At 72.7% G+C, this 15,183-nt stretch carries 16 protein-coding genes; 5 read left to right on the forward strand and 11 right to left on the reverse strand.

The window, feature by feature from the left end:
• The first annotated feature begins 33 nt into the window (after positions 1–33).
• Positions 34–2,049 carry a hypothetical protein gene (locus ACZ6ZR_RS32340; protein ID WP_465648473.1) on the forward strand — a complete coding sequence of 672 codons (2,016 nt, stop codon included), beginning with the start codon at positions 34–36 and terminating at the stop codon, positions 2,047–2,049.
• 313 nt (positions 2,050–2,362) lie between these two features.
• The gene (locus tag ACZ6ZR_RS32345) at positions 2,363–4,609 is read left to right on the forward strand and encodes a glycosyl hydrolase family 18 protein (protein WP_465648475.1); all 2,247 of its coding nucleotides are present in this window, start codon (positions 2,363–2,365) and stop codon (positions 4,607–4,609) included.
• A gap of 13 nt (positions 4,610–4,622) precedes the next feature.
• Here ACZ6ZR_RS32345 and ACZ6ZR_RS32350 read toward each other — a convergent pair whose 3' ends face one another.
• The 5 genes from ACZ6ZR_RS32350 to ACZ6ZR_RS32370 all read right to left on the reverse strand — a co-directional run bounded on the left by ACZ6ZR_RS32350 (position 4,623) and on the right by ACZ6ZR_RS32370 (position 9,181).
• Entirely contained in the window at positions 4,623–5,315 is a 693-nt protein-coding gene (locus tag ACZ6ZR_RS32350; protein ID WP_465648477.1) for a spermidine synthase family protein, read from the reverse strand.
• A gap of 48 nt (positions 5,316–5,363) precedes the next feature.
• Entirely contained in the window at positions 5,364–6,461 is a 1,098-nt protein-coding gene (locus ACZ6ZR_RS32355) for a hypothetical protein (RefSeq protein WP_465648479.1), read from the reverse strand.
• 77 nt (positions 6,462–6,538) lie between these two features.
• Complete coding sequence (locus ACZ6ZR_RS32360) at positions 6,539–7,576, reverse strand: YeiH family protein (protein ID WP_465648481.1); 1,038 nt, start codon at positions 7,574–7,576, stop codon at positions 6,539–6,541.
• A gap of 6 nt (positions 7,577–7,582) precedes the next feature.
• On the reverse strand, positions 7,583–8,140 hold the full coding sequence (locus tag ACZ6ZR_RS32365; RefSeq protein ID WP_465648483.1) for a cysteine dioxygenase family protein: 558 nt from the start codon (positions 8,138–8,140) through the stop codon (positions 7,583–7,585).
• Positions 8,141–8,275: 135 nt separating this feature from the next.
• A complete protein-coding gene (locus ACZ6ZR_RS32370; protein ID WP_465648484.1) occupies positions 8,276–9,181 on the reverse strand; it encodes a LysR family transcriptional regulator in 906 nt (301 codons plus the stop codon).
• Positions 9,182–9,350: 169 nt separating this feature from the next.
• On the opposite strand from ACZ6ZR_RS32370, the gene ACZ6ZR_RS32375 reads away from it, so the two are divergent.
• Positions 9,351–9,785: a peptidase inhibitor family I36 protein gene (locus tag ACZ6ZR_RS32375; protein ID WP_465648486.1), complete on the forward strand. Its 435-nt coding sequence runs from the start codon at positions 9,351–9,353 to the stop codon at positions 9,783–9,785.
• Between the two features lie 71 nt (positions 9,786–9,856).
• Complete coding sequence (locus ACZ6ZR_RS32380; RefSeq protein ID WP_465648488.1) at positions 9,857–10,747, forward strand: hypothetical protein; 891 nt, start codon at positions 9,857–9,859, stop codon at positions 10,745–10,747.
• Between the two features lie 19 nt (positions 10,748–10,766).
• Here the strand turns inward: ACZ6ZR_RS32380 and ACZ6ZR_RS32385 are convergent, their stop codons facing one another.
• The 6 genes from ACZ6ZR_RS32385 to ACZ6ZR_RS32410 all read right to left on the reverse strand — a co-directional run bounded on the left by ACZ6ZR_RS32385 (position 10,767) and on the right by ACZ6ZR_RS32410 (position 14,465).
• Entirely contained in the window at positions 10,767–11,624 is an 858-nt protein-coding gene (locus tag ACZ6ZR_RS32385) for an amino acid ABC transporter permease (protein ID WP_465648490.1), read from the reverse strand.
• The gene (locus ACZ6ZR_RS32390) at positions 11,621–12,265 is read right to left on the reverse strand and encodes an amino acid ABC transporter permease (protein ID WP_465648492.1); all 645 of its coding nucleotides are present in this window, start codon (positions 12,263–12,265) and stop codon (positions 11,621–11,623) included. The genes ACZ6ZR_RS32385 and ACZ6ZR_RS32390 overlap by 4 nt, the downstream gene beginning before the upstream one ends.
• Before the next feature lie 12 nt (positions 12,266–12,277).
• Positions 12,278–13,177, reverse strand: coding sequence for a glutamate ABC transporter substrate-binding protein (locus tag ACZ6ZR_RS32395; RefSeq protein ID WP_465648494.1), 900 nt, complete (start codon positions 13,175–13,177; stop codon positions 12,278–12,280).
• 13 nt (positions 13,178–13,190) lie between these two features.
• The gene (locus ACZ6ZR_RS32400; protein WP_465648528.1) at positions 13,191–13,919 is read right to left on the reverse strand and encodes an amino acid ABC transporter ATP-binding protein; all 729 of its coding nucleotides are present in this window, start codon (positions 13,917–13,919) and stop codon (positions 13,191–13,193) included.
• A 23-nt stretch (positions 13,920–13,942) separates the two neighbouring features.
• The gene (locus ACZ6ZR_RS32405; RefSeq protein WP_465648496.1) at positions 13,943–14,185 is read right to left on the reverse strand and encodes a LapA family protein; all 243 of its coding nucleotides are present in this window, start codon (positions 14,183–14,185) and stop codon (positions 13,943–13,945) included.
• A gap of 79 nt (positions 14,186–14,264) precedes the next feature.
• On the reverse strand, positions 14,265–14,465 hold the full coding sequence (locus ACZ6ZR_RS32410) for a hypothetical protein (protein WP_465648498.1): 201 nt from the start codon (positions 14,463–14,465) through the stop codon (positions 14,265–14,267).
• Between the two features lie 203 nt (positions 14,466–14,668).
• Between ACZ6ZR_RS32410 and ACZ6ZR_RS32415 the strand changes: the two genes are divergently transcribed.
• Positions 14,669–15,007: a hypothetical protein gene (locus ACZ6ZR_RS32415; RefSeq protein WP_465648500.1), complete on the forward strand. Its 339-nt coding sequence runs from the start codon at positions 14,669–14,671 to the stop codon at positions 15,005–15,007.
• Positions 15,008–15,183 lie beyond the last annotated feature (176 nt).

Consider the following 15,183-nt stretch of genomic DNA (forward strand, 5'->3'; position numbering starts at 1 on the left):
AATTTCCACCGGGGAGCGAGGGGGCCCACCACCATGACTCTGGACGGCTTCGCGGGCGCGGAGCGGATCGGCGCCACGATCGACGTACTGGCCGACAGCCTGTTGGGCCGGGTGGCCACGCACTATCCGGTGAGCTCGCTGAGCGGTGGGCCGTCCACGCACCCGGCGGCCTCGGCACTGTTCGGCCTGCGGCTCTCCCGGACCGGCCCGGGGCGGATGACCGTCCGTGGGCTGGGCGCGGTGGTGGAGGCCTCCACCGTCACGGCGTTCGCGGAGGCGGACGCCCCGACCTCGGAGCTGTTCGGCCGGTACGGGGCGAAGGAGCTGCGCGGGCTGCCCGCCGAGGCGGTGACGGCCGCTCAGGTCGGGCTGCCGGTGGTGGCGGACGCCGCGGACGCGTTCCTGCGGCCGGAGTTCCCCGCCGCCGTGGCACGGTTCGCCTCGGACCGCCCCGTGGCGGAGCCGGAGGAGCTGGCGACCGGTGCGGGCGTCGAGGTCCGGTTCGTGGTGCCGCCGGTGTTCCACCCGCTGGTGGTGCGCGGGGGCCGGGCCGACCGGGCCGGTCATCTGGCCGAGGTGGCCGAGGAGTTGTACGCGGGCGGCACCGCGCTGCACCGCCTGGAGTGGTCGGTGCTGACGGGTCTGCTGGCGCAGCCCGCGGCCGCCGCCGGAGTGATCTTCGCGGGCCTGGCCGCCCTGGAGGTGGACGGCCGTCCGAGCCGGGCCTCGCTGGTGGTGTCGCTGTCGCGTTCGGGGCGTCAGATCACCGAGCTGTCGGCCGAGTTGGCGGACTCGCGGCCGCAGGCCGAGGTGTGGACGGTGCTGGTCCCGGCCGGCCCCGCGGCCGTGCTGGTGGAGACCCGGATCGCCTCGGTGCCGCAGCTGCTGCTGCCGGTCGGCCAGGCGGCCGACGAGCCGGACGCGCAGGACAACACGGTGATCTCGGTGGTCGAGGCCTTCCTCCCGCTGCCGGACGGCGTCTCGGTGCTGACGGTGCAGCTCGGCACCGCCCACCCAGAGGACTTCGAGCTCTACGCGGGCGCCTTCGCCGAGGTGCTGGGCGGGATCCAGCTCGGCTGGGACGGCACCCGCGCCGCCCTGCCGCCGCAGGCCGTCGCTCCCCAGGCCGTCACTCCGCAGGCCCAGCCGCAGTACCAGCCCGAGCCGCCCGCCTACCAGCCGGCCTACCAGGGTGACGTGCAGTCAGCCGTCCCGCCGCAGCCGGTGGCTCCGCCGCCCGCCGCTCCCCCTGCGCCGCCCGCCCCGGCGGCTCCGCCGGTGGTGCCGGCCCAGCAGCCCGCTGCCACCGCGCTGGCCTCCGTCGACGAGGACGCCAAGGGCCGCTTCGTCCACGTGCCCCCGCCGGACTTCAACCCCTTCGCCCCGCCGAAGCCCGCCACCCCGACCGCAGCCCCGGCCTCGGACGAGGACGTCAAGGGCCGCTTCGTCCACGTCCCGCCGCCGGACTTCAACCCCTTCGCCCCGCCGAAGCCCGCCACCCCGACCGCAGCCCCGGCCTCGGCCTCGGCCTCGGACGAGGACGTCAAGGGCCGCTTCGTCCACGTGCCCCCGGCGGACTTCAACCCCTTCGGCGCCCCGGCCCCGAAGGCGGCCACCCCGGCCCCCGCCCCGGTCGCCGCTCCGACCCCGGCACCGGCCGCCGTCGACCCGTTCGGCACGGTGACCACCACCCAGCCGGTGGACCCCTTCGGCACCGTGACGACCGCTCAGCCGGCCGCCCCGGCGGCCCCGCCGCGGCCGACCTCTCCGCCGGCGCCGGTGGCACCGCCCGCCCCGGCGGCGCCCGTCGACGACGAGAGCGTCAAGGGCCGTTTCGTGCACGTGCCCCCTGCGGACTTCAACCCCTTCGCCCCGCCCAAGCCCAAGGCGGCCGCCCCGGCCGCCGAGGAGCAGGAGGACGTGAAGGGCCGCTTCGTCCACGTGCCCCCGCCGGACTTCAACCCCTTCGGCGCCCCGGCCCCCGCCGCCCAGGCCGCCCCCGCGGCCCCGGCCCAGCCCGCACCGCCCGCGAACAACCCCTTCGGCTGACGGTCGGTCAGCCCGCGACACACCCCCACGGCCGCCGGCCACGAGGCACCCGCCCCGTGACCGGCGGCCGTTCGCCGTCCCCGCTCGGGCCGAGGGCCGCGGACCTGACGTTCCACTGGCAGGTGCACGACCCTGGTCCAGACCTATTGCCAGCCTGGGTGTCCGTCCCTACGCTCGCATGACACAGGATCTCCGTGGCAACCCGACGGCCCGGCGGCCCAGCAGTACCCGCACCTGGAACCGTCACCTCCCCACAGGTAGGGAGCCAGACCGTCCGTGCACCGGGCGGCGCTCCCTGGACAGGAGCTCAGCCATGCGCAGACGTCGGTTCAGCCTGCCCCTGCTCGCGGCGGGGGCGTTGATCGCCCCGCTGCTGGCCGTGGCGCTGCCCAGCACCGCCCAGGCCGCCGCCCCCACCGCGACCTTCGCCAAGGGCAGCGACTGGGGCTCCGGCTACGAGGGCAGCTACACCGTCAAGAACAACGAGACCACCGCCTTGAACAACTGGGTGCTCGAGTTCGACCTGCCCGCCAACAACACCGTCGCCTCGCTCTGGAACGCGACCTACACCACCGCCGCCTCGCACGTCACGGTCAAGCCGCCGAGCTGGCAGACCTCGATCGCCCCCGGCGGCTCGTACGGCCTGGGCTTCAACATCGCCTACTCCGGTGCCTACGCCCCGCTGCTCAACTGCAAGTTGAACGGCAAGCCGTGCGACGGCACCGGCTCCGACACCGTCCCGCCGAGCGTCCCGGGCAACCTCCAGGCGACGCCCGGCAGCGGCTCGATCACCGCCTCCTGGAGCGCCAGCACCGACAACGTCGGGGTCACCGGCTACGACCTCTTCAACGGCTCGGCCAAGCTGGCCACCGTCACCGGGACCGGCAGCACCGTCTCCGGCCTGCCCGCCGGGACGTACAACCTCACGGTGGTGGCCTTCGACGCGGCGGGCAACCGCTCGGCCCCGGCCGGACCGGTCCAGGTGGTGGTGCCCCCGCCGCAGCCGGACACCCAGCCGCCGAGCAAGCCCGGCGCCCCGTCCGCCATCCCGGACTCCCGTTCGGTGGCGCTGAGTTGGGGCGCCAGCACGGACAACGTCGGCGTGGTCGCGTACGACGTCTACAACGGCCCGGCGCTGGCCGCCACCGTCACCACCACCAACGCGGTGATCAGCGGTCTCACCCCGGAGACCGACTACAGCTTCACCGTGAAGGCGCGCGACGCGGCGGGCAACTCCTCGGTCGCCTCCGACCCGGTGGCCACCCGGACCACCAAGGAGGTGGTCAACCCCAACGCGCTGAAGATCGGCTACTTCACCCAGTGGTCCATCTACGCCCGCGGCTACAGCGTGAAGCAGCTGGACACCTCCGGCACGGCGGCGAAGCTGACCCACCTCAACTACGCCTTCGCCAACATCAACCCGTCCAGCAAGCAGTGCTTCATCACCAACAAGGCGGCGGGCAACGACTCGGACCCGAACGCCGGTGACGGTGCCGGTGACGCCTGGGCCGACTTCGGCAAGGGCTGGGACGCGGGCGCCTCGGTGGCCGGGACCACCGACACCTGGGACCAGAAGCTGGCCGGCAACTTCAACCAGCTGAAGCAGCTCAAGGCCAAGTACCCCAACCTCAAGATGCAGATCTCGATCGGGGGTTGGTCGTACAGCAAGTGGTTCTCCGACGCCTCGCTCACCGACGCCTCCCGCAAGGCGCTGGTCAGCTCCTGCATCGACATGTACATCAAGGGCAACCTGCCGACCATCGACGGCCGCGGCGGCGCGGGCTCGGCGGCCGGGATCTTCGACGGCATCGACCTCGACTGGGAGTGGCCGAACTCCGAGGGGCACCTCGGCAACATCCTGCGCCCGGCGGACAAGGCCAACTACACCCTGCTGGCCCAGGAGTTCCGCCGTCAGCTGGACGCGCTGACCGCCACCACCGGCAAGAAGTACACCCTGAGCGCGTTCCTCCCGGCCGACCCGGCCAAGGTGGACCTCGGCATCGACGTGCCCGGCCTGTTCGGCGCCTTCGACTTCGCCACCATCCAGGGCTACGACTACCACGGCGCCTGGGAGACGCAGACCAACCAGCAGTCCGGCATCAAGCTGGCCGCCGGTGACCCGAACCCGGTGGCCCGTCAGTTCAGCTCCGAGATCGCCATCAACGCCTACCTCACCAGGGGCGCCCCGAAGAGCAAGCTGACCCTCGGCATCCCGTTCTACGGACGCGGCTGGACGGGCGTGCCGCGCGGCACCACCAACGGCCTGTTCCAGAGCGCGACCGGGCCGGCCCCGGGCTCGTACGAGAACGGCTTCGAGGACTACAAGAAGCTCAAGACCATGGCCACCAGCGGTGGTTACACCATCTACCGCGACCCGGTGGCCGGCCACTCCTACATCTACAACGGCACGGTGTTCTACACCTACGACGACCCGGCCGAGATCGCCCGCAAGACCGCCTGGATCAAGTCCCAGGGCCTGGCGGGCGCGATGATCTGGTCCTTCGACGGCGACACCACCAACGGTGAGCTGATGACCGCGGTGGACAGCGGCCTGAAGTAGACCTGAGGCGGCGTCAGCCGGCGCGGCGTGCCAGGTGCACCACATCGGGCACGCCGCGCGACACCGGGATCTCCTCGGTGCGCACGTCCGCGAAGCCGGCCGTCCGCAGCGCCTCCTCGAAGGCCGCGGACGGCTGTGCGCTCCACACCGCCAGCACACCACCCGGGTTGAGCCTGCGCTGCGCTGCGGCGAGGCCGGCCGGGCCGTAGAGGCCGGAGTTCTCCTCGGTGACGGTCCAGTCCGGTCCGTTGTCGATGTCGAGGCAGAGCGCGTCGAAGCCCTCGCCCTCGCCCGCCAGATAGGCGACCAGGTCACCGTGCAGGACCGCGACCCGGGGGTCGTCCAGGGCGTGCTCGGAGAACTCCGCGAGCGGGCCGGTGCGGTGCCAGTCGATGACGGCGTCCTCCCGCTCGGCCACCGCGATCCGCCCCCAGCGCGGCTCGGCCGCCGCGTACGCCAGCGAGAAGCCGACGCCCAGGCCGCCGATCAGCACACTGGGCCGCTCGACCCCGGCCAGTTGGTCCAGCGCCGCCCGGATCAGCAGGCGCTCGGAGCGGCCGTCGGCGGTGTCCATCAGGAAGCAGCCGTTGGCGATGATCTCGTAGTGCGCGCCGCGCCGCCGCAGCGCGACCTCGCCGTACGGGCCCTCGCGGCGGTCGATCGTGACAGGGGTGTCGAATCCGTCCCGGTCCGGGAGCACGGTCATCTCGCTGGGGCCCTTCGGTCGTTCGTCTGCGGCTGTGCGGCACCGACTCTAGCCGCTCTCGCGGTAGCGTCCGCCGGAATACCGGCGCAGCGCCTGCTCCGGCGTCAGCTGACGCACCGGCAGACCGGCCACCGGGAGCAGCGCCTTGGCCCAGAGGCCGTCCCGCCGGAAGTCGCCGGAGGACCCGTACCGGGTGCCGGGCACCGCCCAGACCGTCAGCCAGGCCGCGCCGTCGGTGCGGTCCGGCCGGGGCACGATCCGCACCGCCGTCAGCTCGGCCCAGTCCAGCAGCACCTCCCGCCCGCCGCGCGGCCGCAGCGCGATCCCCCTGCTGCCGATCCGCAGCCGCTTCGGGTCGCGGGCCCAGCGGCGGTAGCGGCGGACCCGGGAGAGGCCTGCCACCACGAGGTAGGGCGCCAGCAGACCGAAGGGGAACAGCGGGGCCCGGGCGAAGGCGTGGAAGGACTCGACCCCGGCGAGCCCGAGGCCGACCGCCGTGCCGTACAGCAGCCCGGTCACCGTCACCGCGCCGGCGATCGCCGCGCGGCGGTCCGAGTGGTCGGCGACGAGGTACTCCTGCCACTCCTCGGGGCCGTGGTAGCCGGCGGGGAGCCCGCCGGCCGGTTCGGCGCCGATCCCGGCGGGGGCGGTGACGAAGCGCGGACCGCCCCAGCACAGCAGCGCGGCGCTCAACTCCCCCACTCCGGGCGTGAGTTCGGTGCACCTGGCGATCTGGTACCCGGGACGGCCGCCGCGCTCCCCGGCCGCCTCCCCGGCCAACACCACCCCGGGCACCGGCCAGATCACCAGCAGCGGATCGGGGTAGCTCCGCTCGTCGCGCTCGTAGCCCTCCACCGCCTCCGGGTACTCCAGCGCGACGGCGGTGATCTCGCTCCAGCTCAGCTCACGGTCGTGCAGCGCGATCCCGTACTCGTCCACCCGCAGCCGGAACGGCTCTGCCGCGTCGACGAGTTGTGACACCGCGAAGACCACCGCGAGCAGTGCCGCCCCTGCGAGGGCGTACTGCCCGGCGGCGCCGAACCCGCTGCGCACCACCCAGTAGCCGTCGGCCAGCAGCATCGCCGCCGCGGCCGCCAGCACCTTCGCGGCTCCGCGCCGCAGCCGTCCCGCCCTGTGGAACTCCATCGCCCCCACCCCCGTCCGCAGCGAGGATGCCCGCTCAGGGGGCGCCAAGTCGACCGCCGGGGAGAAGAGTTACCGATTCAGGACGTGAGCAGCACGCCGCCGTAGGCGACGCCCGCGATCAGCACCCAGGAGGCCAGGCCGAGCAGCGCGACCCGGGCGCCGGTGCGGGTCAGCGAGGAGAGCTTGACGGCGCTGCCGAGGGCGAACAGGGCGGTGGCGAGCAGGAGTTCCTGGGCGTGGGCGGCCAGCGAGAGGGCGGCGGCCGGGACCAGGCCGGTGCTGTTGGCCGCGACCATCGCCAGGAAGCCGACCACGAACAACGGCAGCACCGGCGGCTTGGGCCCCGCCGTCGCACCGGCACCCCGGCGGCGGGCCAGCACGATCCCGACCCCGGCCACCAGCGGGGCCAGCATGGCCACCCGCATCAGCTTGACCAGCACCGCCTCGCGCAGCGCCTCGGCCCCGGCGGTCTGCGCGGTGGCCACCACCTGGCCGACGTCGTGCACACCCGCGCCGACCCAGCGGCCGAACTCCCCCGCGTCCAGCCCGAGCGGGGTGCGCAGCAGCGGCAGCACCGCGATGGCCAGCGTGCCGCACAGGGTGACCAGGGCGGCGGAGGTGGCCATGTCCTCCTCGTCGCTGCCGGCGGCCTGGCCGACCGCGCCGATCGCCGAGGCCCCGCAGATCGAGTAGCCGGTGGCGATCAGCAGCGGCTGGTCGCCCGGCAGGCCGAGCCTGCGGCCGAGCCAGACGGTGCCGAAGAAGGTGGCGGCCACCACCGTGACCACCATCAGCACGCTGGGCCAGCCGAGACCGAGCACGTCCCGCAGCCCGAGCTTGAGGCCGAGCAGCACGATCCCGGCGCGCATCAGCCGCTTGGAGGCCAGCCCGAGACCGGGCTTGGCGGCGCCGCCGACCAGCGGGCGCAGCGCGGGCAGCTGACCGGCCGTCACCCCGAGCACCACGGCGGCGGTGAGCATCGGCACGGCCGGGACGGCGCGGTGCACGGCCCAGGCGGCGGCCACCCCGGTGACGGCCAGGGCGAGCCCGGGGCCGTGCCGGCGGACCGGGCCGGGGAGGGTGGGGTGCGCGACGGCGCGGAGCGTCAGTGCCATGGTGGGTCAGCCCTCGACCGGGTGCTGGTAGACGCGGCGGACGCTGCTGCCGAGGCGGGCCAGGTCGGCACCGTAGACGTGCAGCGATATCGCGGTGCCGGGGCCGGTGTTGGCCACCCGGTGGATGTCGCCGGGCGGGGTGAAGCCGCAGACCTCGCCCTGACGGTTCACCACGTCCTCGGTGGCGACCAGCCGTCCGGTGAGGCCGTCGGGGACCAGCAGGTAGCGGCGCTCGCTCTCCTCGCCCTGGTGGACACCGGTGGCGCACCAGGAGACGTGGTCGTGGATCGAGGTGTGCTGGCCGGGCAGCCAGACCAGCGCGGCCATCGAGAGGCTGCCGTCCGGCTCGGCGTGCAGCAGGTGCTGGCGGTACCGCTCCGGGTCGCCCTCCTGCTGGGCGGGGGTGAGCAGGTCCGGGCTGCCGAGGTGCGGGGCGAGGGCGGCGGCGACCAGCCGGACCGTCAGCTCCGGCGGCAGGGCCCGGCCGACCACCCGGCGCAGCTCGTCGACCAGGCCGTGCATCCGCTCGGTACAGGCGTCCAGCGGCGCTGTGGTGGTTGTCATGCCACCGAGCGTGCGACCCGCGCGCGCACGCGTCCAAGGAGGATTCGTTGACCTTCCGCCAGCTCCTGCTTATGGATGACGGGGCCTCAGGACGCTCCGTTCGGGGTGGCCGTCCGGGGTGGCCGTCCGGGGTGGTCAGCAGCCGACCCGGGCGGCGGCGGCCCGGGTCAGCTCCTCCAGGACCAGTCCGGTGGCGGGCACCCGCAGGTGGTCGCGGAGCACGTACGCGGAGACCTGGCGGCGCACGTGCGGCTCGGCCAGCCGGCCGGTGACCTTGGCGTGGCACATGAAGGAGAGCACCAGCGCGGGCATCAGCGCGATGCCGACCCCGGCGGCGACCAGGCTCTGCACGGCGAGGTTGTCGTCGGTGGTGAAGACCACGTCGGGGGCGAAGCCCTGGTCGGAGCAGACCTGGAGCAGGTTGGCCCGGCAGCGCGGGCAGCCGGCGATCCAGCGCTCCTCGGCGAGGTCGGAGATCCGGACGGCCTGACGGCGCGCCAGCGGGTGGCCGATCGGGAGCAGCACGGTGAGCTGGTCCTCCATCAGCGGTGTGACCACCACCTCGGGCGGGACTTCGGTGTCCGCGCCGGGGTAGCTGAAGGCCAGCGTGATGTCGCACTCCCCGCGCAGCAGCCGCTGGATCGACTCGGGCGGTTCGGCCTCCAGCAGCTCGACCCGGATGCCGGGGTGCTCGGCCTGGAGGCGGGCCATCGCGGCGGGTATCAGGGTGGCGTTGGCGCTGGGGAAGGCGCAGACCCGGACCCGGCCGGCGCGCAGCCGGGCGAGCGCGCCGAGCTGCTGCTGGGCGGTGCGCAGGCCGGCCAGGATCTCCTCGGCGTGCCGGGCCAGGGTCTCCCCTGCCTCGGTGAGCCGCAGCCCGCGCCCGGCCCGGGTGAACAGCGGGACCCCGACCTCGCGCTCCAGCGCCTTCATCTGCTGGGTGATGGCGGGCTGGGTGTAGCCGAGCTCACGGGCCGCCGCCGAGTAGGAGCCGGTGACGACCATCTGGTGGAAGGTGCGCAGATGCCGGGAGTCGAACATCCCCAAATCATAAGCAGATTTTGGGTTTGTCTCCGATACCCCGTCAGCTCCTTCTGAGTCACTTGCGTCCCGGTGGGTTCGCTTTTTTACAAGGAATGCGAACCGTCCCCGGGAGAGTCTGTGGGCGGAGGCCGGAGCGGCCTCCACATCCCATCGAGAACGGATCACCATGCGTCTGAGGAACCTCGCCGTGGCAGGGCTGTTCGCCGTGGCCGCCGTCGGCACCGGCGTCGGCACGGCCGCCGCGTCCGCGCCCTGTACCCCGGAGAACGCCTGTCTCTACAGCGACGCCAACTACCAGGGCGCGAAGTTCGACAACTTCCACCAGCAGTCCAACTGGGGCCAGGTCAGGTACACCAACGGCGTCCCGCTCTACCAGGGCGACTACGTGGCCAGCAACGTCAGCAGCCTGGACAACTGGGACCTCGCCCAGAACGTCCGGGTCTACTACAACTCCGGCTTCCGGGGCGCCTGCTTCACCGTCGCGGCCGGTGGCGAGGTGTCCAACTTCGCCTACGTCACGCTCTCCGACGGCACCAACGCCAACGACCGGATGAACTCGCACATCTTCGGCGGCACCTGCGGAACCGTCTACAACTTCTGAGCAGCGCGTTCCGGAGCGGGGCACGGGCAAGGTGCCCCGCTCCGGAACGGCCCGACGGGACAAGGACGGACATGCGCAGAACCGCTTCGCTCACCGTGCTGCTGGCGGCCCTGGCCGCCTGCGCGCCGACGGGCTCGGCCGGGCCCGCCCCGGAGTCCCCGTCGCCGGTCCGGGAGGTCCGGTCCGGGGCGGACATCGTGCTGCCCTTCGACGCCTACGTGATGACGCCGGATCAGCAGCGCACCGTGGCCCGGGCCGAACAGCGGCTGGCCCGGGACTGCCTGCGGCGCTTCGGCCTCGACTGGCAGCCGGGCGGCCCGGCTCCCGACCCCGGCGGGCCCGTCAACGCCCAGCGGTACGGACTGATCGACCCGGGCGAGGCCGAGCGCCTCGGCTACCACCCGGCCGCCCGGCCGGCCGCCGAGGCGGCACCGGAGGCGGCGGCGGAGCCCACGCCCGAGGTCGTCACGGCCTACGGCGGCAAAGGTGGCGCCGCCGAGCTGAACGGGGTGCCGGTGCCCGCGGGCGGCTGCCTCGGCGAAGCCCGGCGCACGCTCGGGGTGGGGCAGTTCAGCCAGGGGAGCATCGAGCTCAACCGGATCCCCACCGACAGCTTCACCCGGGCCGGGAAGGACCCCCGCGCCGTGGCCGCGACCGCCGAGTGGAGCGCCTGCATGCAGCGGGCCGGCTACGCCTACCAGGACATCTGGCGGGCCAACGACGACCCCCGGTGGAACGCGGCCGAGCCCACCGAGCTGGAGCGCGCCACCGCCCGGGCCGACGTCGGCTGCAAGCTCGGCACCCGGCTCCCGACCGTGCTGCTCACCGTGGAGAGCGAGCTCCAGCGGGCCGCGATCGACTCCCACCGCCAGGACCTCGCCCTGGCCAGGGAGCACCAGGGCGCCGTACTGGCCAAGGCCGCCGAAGTGCTCGGCGCCGACGCGCGGCAGCCGTCCCCCTGACGGAGTGTCACCCGGGGTGTCACCGCGCCTCGGGAGGCAGCCCCATCGCCACGCCCGCCTTCGCCATCGGGGCCCCGCCCTTGATCCGGGGGCTGCGCCGGCCGCGCTGCTCGACCCAGCGGGCCAGCCAGGAGAGCAGCAGACACATCCCGATGTAGACCGGGGCGATCACCAGCACCACCGGGATGAAGGGGAGGTCGTAGTCGAGGTTGGTGGCGATCAGCTTGCCCGCGTGCAGGAACTCCTCGTAGGTGATCAGGAAGCCCAGCGAGGTGTCCTTGAGCGCCACCACCAGCTGGCTGATGATGCTCGGCAGCATCGCCCGGTTGGCCTGCGGCACCAGCACGTACGCCATGACCTGGGTCTTGCGCATGCCGAGCGCGTAGGCCGCCTCGCGCTGCCCCTTGGGCACCGCCAGCACCCCGGCCCGGAACACCTCGGCCAGCACCGAGCCGTTGTAGAGGGTGAGCCCGGCCACCAGCGCCCAGAGCGGCTGCACCTGCATGGCCACGAAGATGAAGAAGATCATCACCAGCAGCGGCATGGCCCGGAAGAACTCCACCACCACCGTGCAGACCCAGCGCACCGGCCGGTGGTCGGAGAGCCGCCCGGCGGCGAACAGCGCGCCGAAGGGGAGGGCGAACAGGGCGGTCAGCGCGAAGGCCTTGAGGGTGTTGCCGAGGCCGCGCAGCAGCAGCTCCTGGACGCCCTCGTACTCGAAGGGCATCCACTTCTGGTAGGTGAACTGGTCGGTGTCGAACATCTTCCAGACCACCCAGGCGACCACGGCCGCCAGCAGCGCGGTGGTGATCACCCCGTACAGCCGGTGCCGGGCGACCGCCTTCGGCCCGGGGACGTCGTAGAGCGCCGAGCTCATCGGGACACCGCCAGCCGTCGCTCCATCAGGTTGAAGACCGCACTGATCGCCAAGGTGATCACCAGGTACCCCACCGCGATCCAGACGAAGGTCCAGAGGATGCTGTAGCCCAGCTCGTTGATGGTCCGGTAGGTGCCGAGCAGCTCCACCACCGAGAACGAACCGGCGATCGCGGTGTTCTTGGCCAGCGCGATCATCACGCTGCCGACCGGCGCCACCACCGAGCGGAACGCCTGCGGCAGCACCACCAGGCCCAGGGTCTGACCGAAGGTCATGCCCAGGCTGCGGGCCGCCTCGCCCTGCCCGGTGGGCACCGTGTTGATGCCCGAGCGCAGCGCCTCGCAGACGAACGCGGAGGTGTAGCAGCCGAGCGCCACCACCGCGAAGGTGAAGAACGGCAGCGAGATCCCGAACCGCGGCAGCCCGAGCAGCACGGCGAAGAACAGCAGGGTCAGCGGCGTGTTCCGCAGCACCGTCACCCAGGCCGTGCCCAGCGTGCGCAGCGGCTTCACCGGCGAGACCCGGCAGGCCGCCATCAGCACCCCGAGCACCAGCGCCAGCACCGCGCTGACCGCGGTCAGCTCCAGGGTGCCGAGGAATCCCTCCCAGTACGTGGACCAGTTGTCCGTCAGGACCTTCATCCCGGCCGCCTTTCAGTACCGGTCGATGGGCGGGGGCGCCGGTGCCGGCACCCCGGAGAGGCCGAGGGTGGCGTCGTACGCCTTCTTCCAGTCGCCGTTCTGCTCGTGGTGCAGGAGCGCGTCGTTGATCGCGGCGCGCAGCGCGGTGTCGCCCCGCGGGGTGCCGATGCCGTACGGCTCCTTGGAGAACGGCTGCCCGACCAGCTTCAGCTCGTCCGGGACCTTGGCCGCGTAGCCCATCAGGATGGTGTCGTCGGTGGTCACCACGTCCACCTGAGCGGTGATCAGGTTGTCCACGCAGGCCGAGTAGGTGTCGTAGCCGACCAGGGTGGCCTTCGGGTAGTCCTTCTGGATCCGCTGGTACGGGGTCGAGCCCGCCGCCGAGCAGACCTTCTTGCCGGCCAGGTCCTGCGGCCCGTTGATGTCCTTCTCCTGCTGACGCACCAACAGGCCCTGGCCCGCGATGTAGTACGGCCCGGCGAAGCCGACCAGCTTCTTGCGGTTGTCGTTGATGGTGTAGGTGCCGACGTAGTAGTCCACCTGGCCGTTCTGCAGCGCCGTCTCGCGGTTGGCCGAGGCGATGGTGCGGAACTGGATCTGCTCCGGGGCGAAGCCGAGGTCGGCGGCGACCATCTTGGCGATCTCGATGTCGAAGCCCGAGTACTGGCCGGTGGCGGGGTTCTTCTGCCCCAGGTACGGCTGGTCCTCCTTGGCGCCGACCACCAGCCGGCCCCGGCCGCGGGCGGCGTCCAGGGTCGGCGAGCCCTGGACCGCGTCCGCGCTGTTCACCTGGTAGCTCGGCAGGGAGCTGGGCTGCGGGCCCTTGGGGGGCGGCGTACCGGGCTTGCCGCAGCCGGCCGCCGCCGCTGCGGTGAGCAGCAGCAGCGCCGCAACGACCGTGAGCCGTCTCATCGCTGACCGCCCCTCAGTGCTTCAGGATCTTGGAGAGGAAGTCCTTGGCCCGGTCCGTCTCCGGATCGGCGAAGAACTCCTCCGGCGCGCGGTCCTCCAGGATCCGCCCGTCCGCCATGAACACCACGCGGTGCGCCGCACTGCGGGCGAACCCCATCTCGTGCGTCACCACGACCATCGTCATGCCCTCGTCGGCCAGACCCTTCATCACGTCCAGCACCTCGTTGATCATCTCCGGGTCGAGGGCGGAGGTCGGCTCATCGAACAGCAGCGCCTTCGGGTCCATCGCCAACGCCCGTGCGATCGCCACCCGTTGCTGCTGCCCGCCGGAGAGCTGGGCCGGGTACTTGTCGGCCTGCGCCGCCAGCCCGACCCGCTCCAGCAGCGCCCGGGCCTTCGCCTCGGCCTCCTGCCGCCCGCGCTTCCTGACCTTCACCTGGGCCAGCACCACGTTCTGCAGCACCGTCTTGTGGGCGAACAGGTTGAAGGACTGGAAGACCATCCCCACCTCGGCGCGCAGCTTCGCCAGCCCCTTGCCCTCCGCGGGCAGCGGCACCCCGTCGATGGTGATCGTCCCCGACTCGATCTGCTCCAGCCGGTTGACCGCCCGGCAGAGCGTCGACTTGCCGGAGCCGGACGGCCCGATCACCACCACGACCTCACCGCGACCGACCGTCAGGTCGATCTCCTGGAGCACGTGCAGCGCCCCGAAGTGCTTGTTCACCCCCCGGAGTTCGATCAGCGGAGTGAACGCCGCCACCGCGCTCACTTCGAACGCCGCCCCTTGAGCAGCCAGCCCAGCGCCCCGCCCGCGAGCAGCGTCGCCAGCAGCGCGATCCACAGCGGACAGGACACCGTGAACACCCAGAACTGGATCTTCACCTTGTCCAGGTTGGCCAGCAGGAACCACACCGCCAGCACCACGATCGCCCCGATCGCGATCACCCGCGTGGGGACCCCCGCGATCTCGCTGCGCTTGCCCGAGCCATCACCCGTTGTCTTGGTCACCCGCCGAGCATGCGCCCACCCCCACCAGGGGCGGACGCACCACTCCGACGATCGCACCGACACCATCCGTACGGCCCAGTCAGCCCAGCACCTCCCCCAGGTACGAGGCCACCACCACCGCCAGCGTCACGGTCCCCGCGAACGCCACCGCCCCGGCCCGCACCGCCGCCGGACGCCCCGCACCCTCCCACCGGGCCAGCTTGGCGGCCGCGGCGGCGACCAGCAGGGCGGACAGCACCACCACGGCGGCGGCGAGCAGGACGAGGGCGGTACGGGGCACCGGATCTCCAGGGTGTGCGGGGACGACGGTTCCACCGTGCCGCGCCCGCGGGTGTTGCGGCAGCCGCAACACGTTGCCGGTCGCCTCGGCAACCGTCATCGCCCTTTCCCCGCCGATGTGTTGACGATCCGTCCGCAACACCGACCCCGCCCGGACGGAGCCGGGAGAATCGAGCCCTTCACTGGAAGAGCGAGGACGGTGCGGTGCCCGAGCGTGAGAATTCCGACCGATCGGCCTTCGCGGCCCGGTTGCGCCCCCTGTACAAGCAGCTGGGCAGCACCTACCGCGAGTACGGGGATCGGCACAACCTGGACTACTCGACGGTGTACCGCTACATCGCCGGCCAGCGCCTGCCGTCACCGGCCTTCGTCACCGGCCTCTGCGAGGAACTGGACGCGGCCGGACGGCCGGTCGGTCCGGAGGTGCGCACCGAACTGCTGACCCTGCTGGAGCGGGCCTCGGTCAGCAGGAGCGACTCGCAGGACCTGCGGATCGAACTGGAACGAACCCGGGCGGAGTTGTCCAGCAGCCAGCGAGAATAGGAAGTCCTGGCCGGCCAACTGGCCGAGCGGGAACGGGCGCTGGCGGTCTCCGACAACGGGCTCCGCGCGCTGCGGCAGGCCCTCACCACCGACGACTCCGAGCACCTGCGGCTGCGCCACGAGCGCGACGCGCTGTACCGGGAAGTCCTCCACCTGCACGAGGAGCTGCTCAAGGA

This window comes from Kitasatospora sp. NPDC088742, from assembly GCF_055584905.1.

What these genes read in the sequence shown, in the direction of transcription:
- ACZ6ZR_RS32360 (WP_465648481.1), bottom strand. Translation starts at nt 7,576, where the DNA reads ATGGCACTGACGCTCCGCGCCGTCGCGCACCCCACCCTCCCCGGCCCG.
- ACZ6ZR_RS32395 (WP_465648494.1), bottom strand. Translation starts at nt 13,177, where the DNA reads ATGAGACGGCTCACGGTCGTTGCGGCGCTGCTGCTGCTCACCGCAGCG.
- ACZ6ZR_RS32390 (WP_465648492.1), bottom strand. Translation starts at nt 12,265, where the DNA reads ATGAAGGTCCTGACGGACAACTGGTCCACGTACTGGGAGGGATTCCTC.
- ACZ6ZR_RS32370 (WP_465648484.1), bottom strand. Translation starts at nt 9,181, where the DNA reads ATGTTCGACTCCCGGCATCTGCGCACCTTCCACCAGATGGTCGTCACC.
- ACZ6ZR_RS32385 (WP_465648490.1), bottom strand. Translation starts at nt 11,624, where the DNA reads ATGAGCTCGGCGCTCTACGACGTCCCCGGGCCGAAGGCGGTCGCCCGG.
- ACZ6ZR_RS32340 (WP_465648473.1), top strand. Translation starts at nt 34, where the DNA reads ATGACTCTGGACGGCTTCGCGGGCGCGGAGCGGATCGGCGCCACGATC.
- ACZ6ZR_RS32350 (WP_465648477.1), bottom strand. Translation starts at nt 5,315, where the DNA reads ATGACCGTGCTCCCGGACCGGGACGGATTCGACACCCCTGTCACGATC.
- ACZ6ZR_RS32355 (WP_465648479.1), bottom strand. Translation starts at nt 6,461, where the DNA reads ATGGAGTTCCACAGGGCGGGACGGCTGCGGCGCGGAGCCGCGAAGGTG.
- ACZ6ZR_RS32365 (WP_465648483.1), bottom strand. Translation starts at nt 8,140, where the DNA reads ATGACAACCACCACAGCGCCGCTGGACGCCTGTACCGAGCGGATGCAC.
- ACZ6ZR_RS32375 (WP_465648486.1), top strand. Translation starts at nt 9,351, where the DNA reads ATGCGTCTGAGGAACCTCGCCGTGGCAGGGCTGTTCGCCGTGGCCGCC.
- ACZ6ZR_RS32380 (WP_465648488.1), top strand. Translation starts at nt 9,857, where the DNA reads ATGCGCAGAACCGCTTCGCTCACCGTGCTGCTGGCGGCCCTGGCCGCC.
- ACZ6ZR_RS32345 (WP_465648475.1), top strand. Translation starts at nt 2,363, where the DNA reads ATGCGCAGACGTCGGTTCAGCCTGCCCCTGCTCGCGGCGGGGGCGTTG.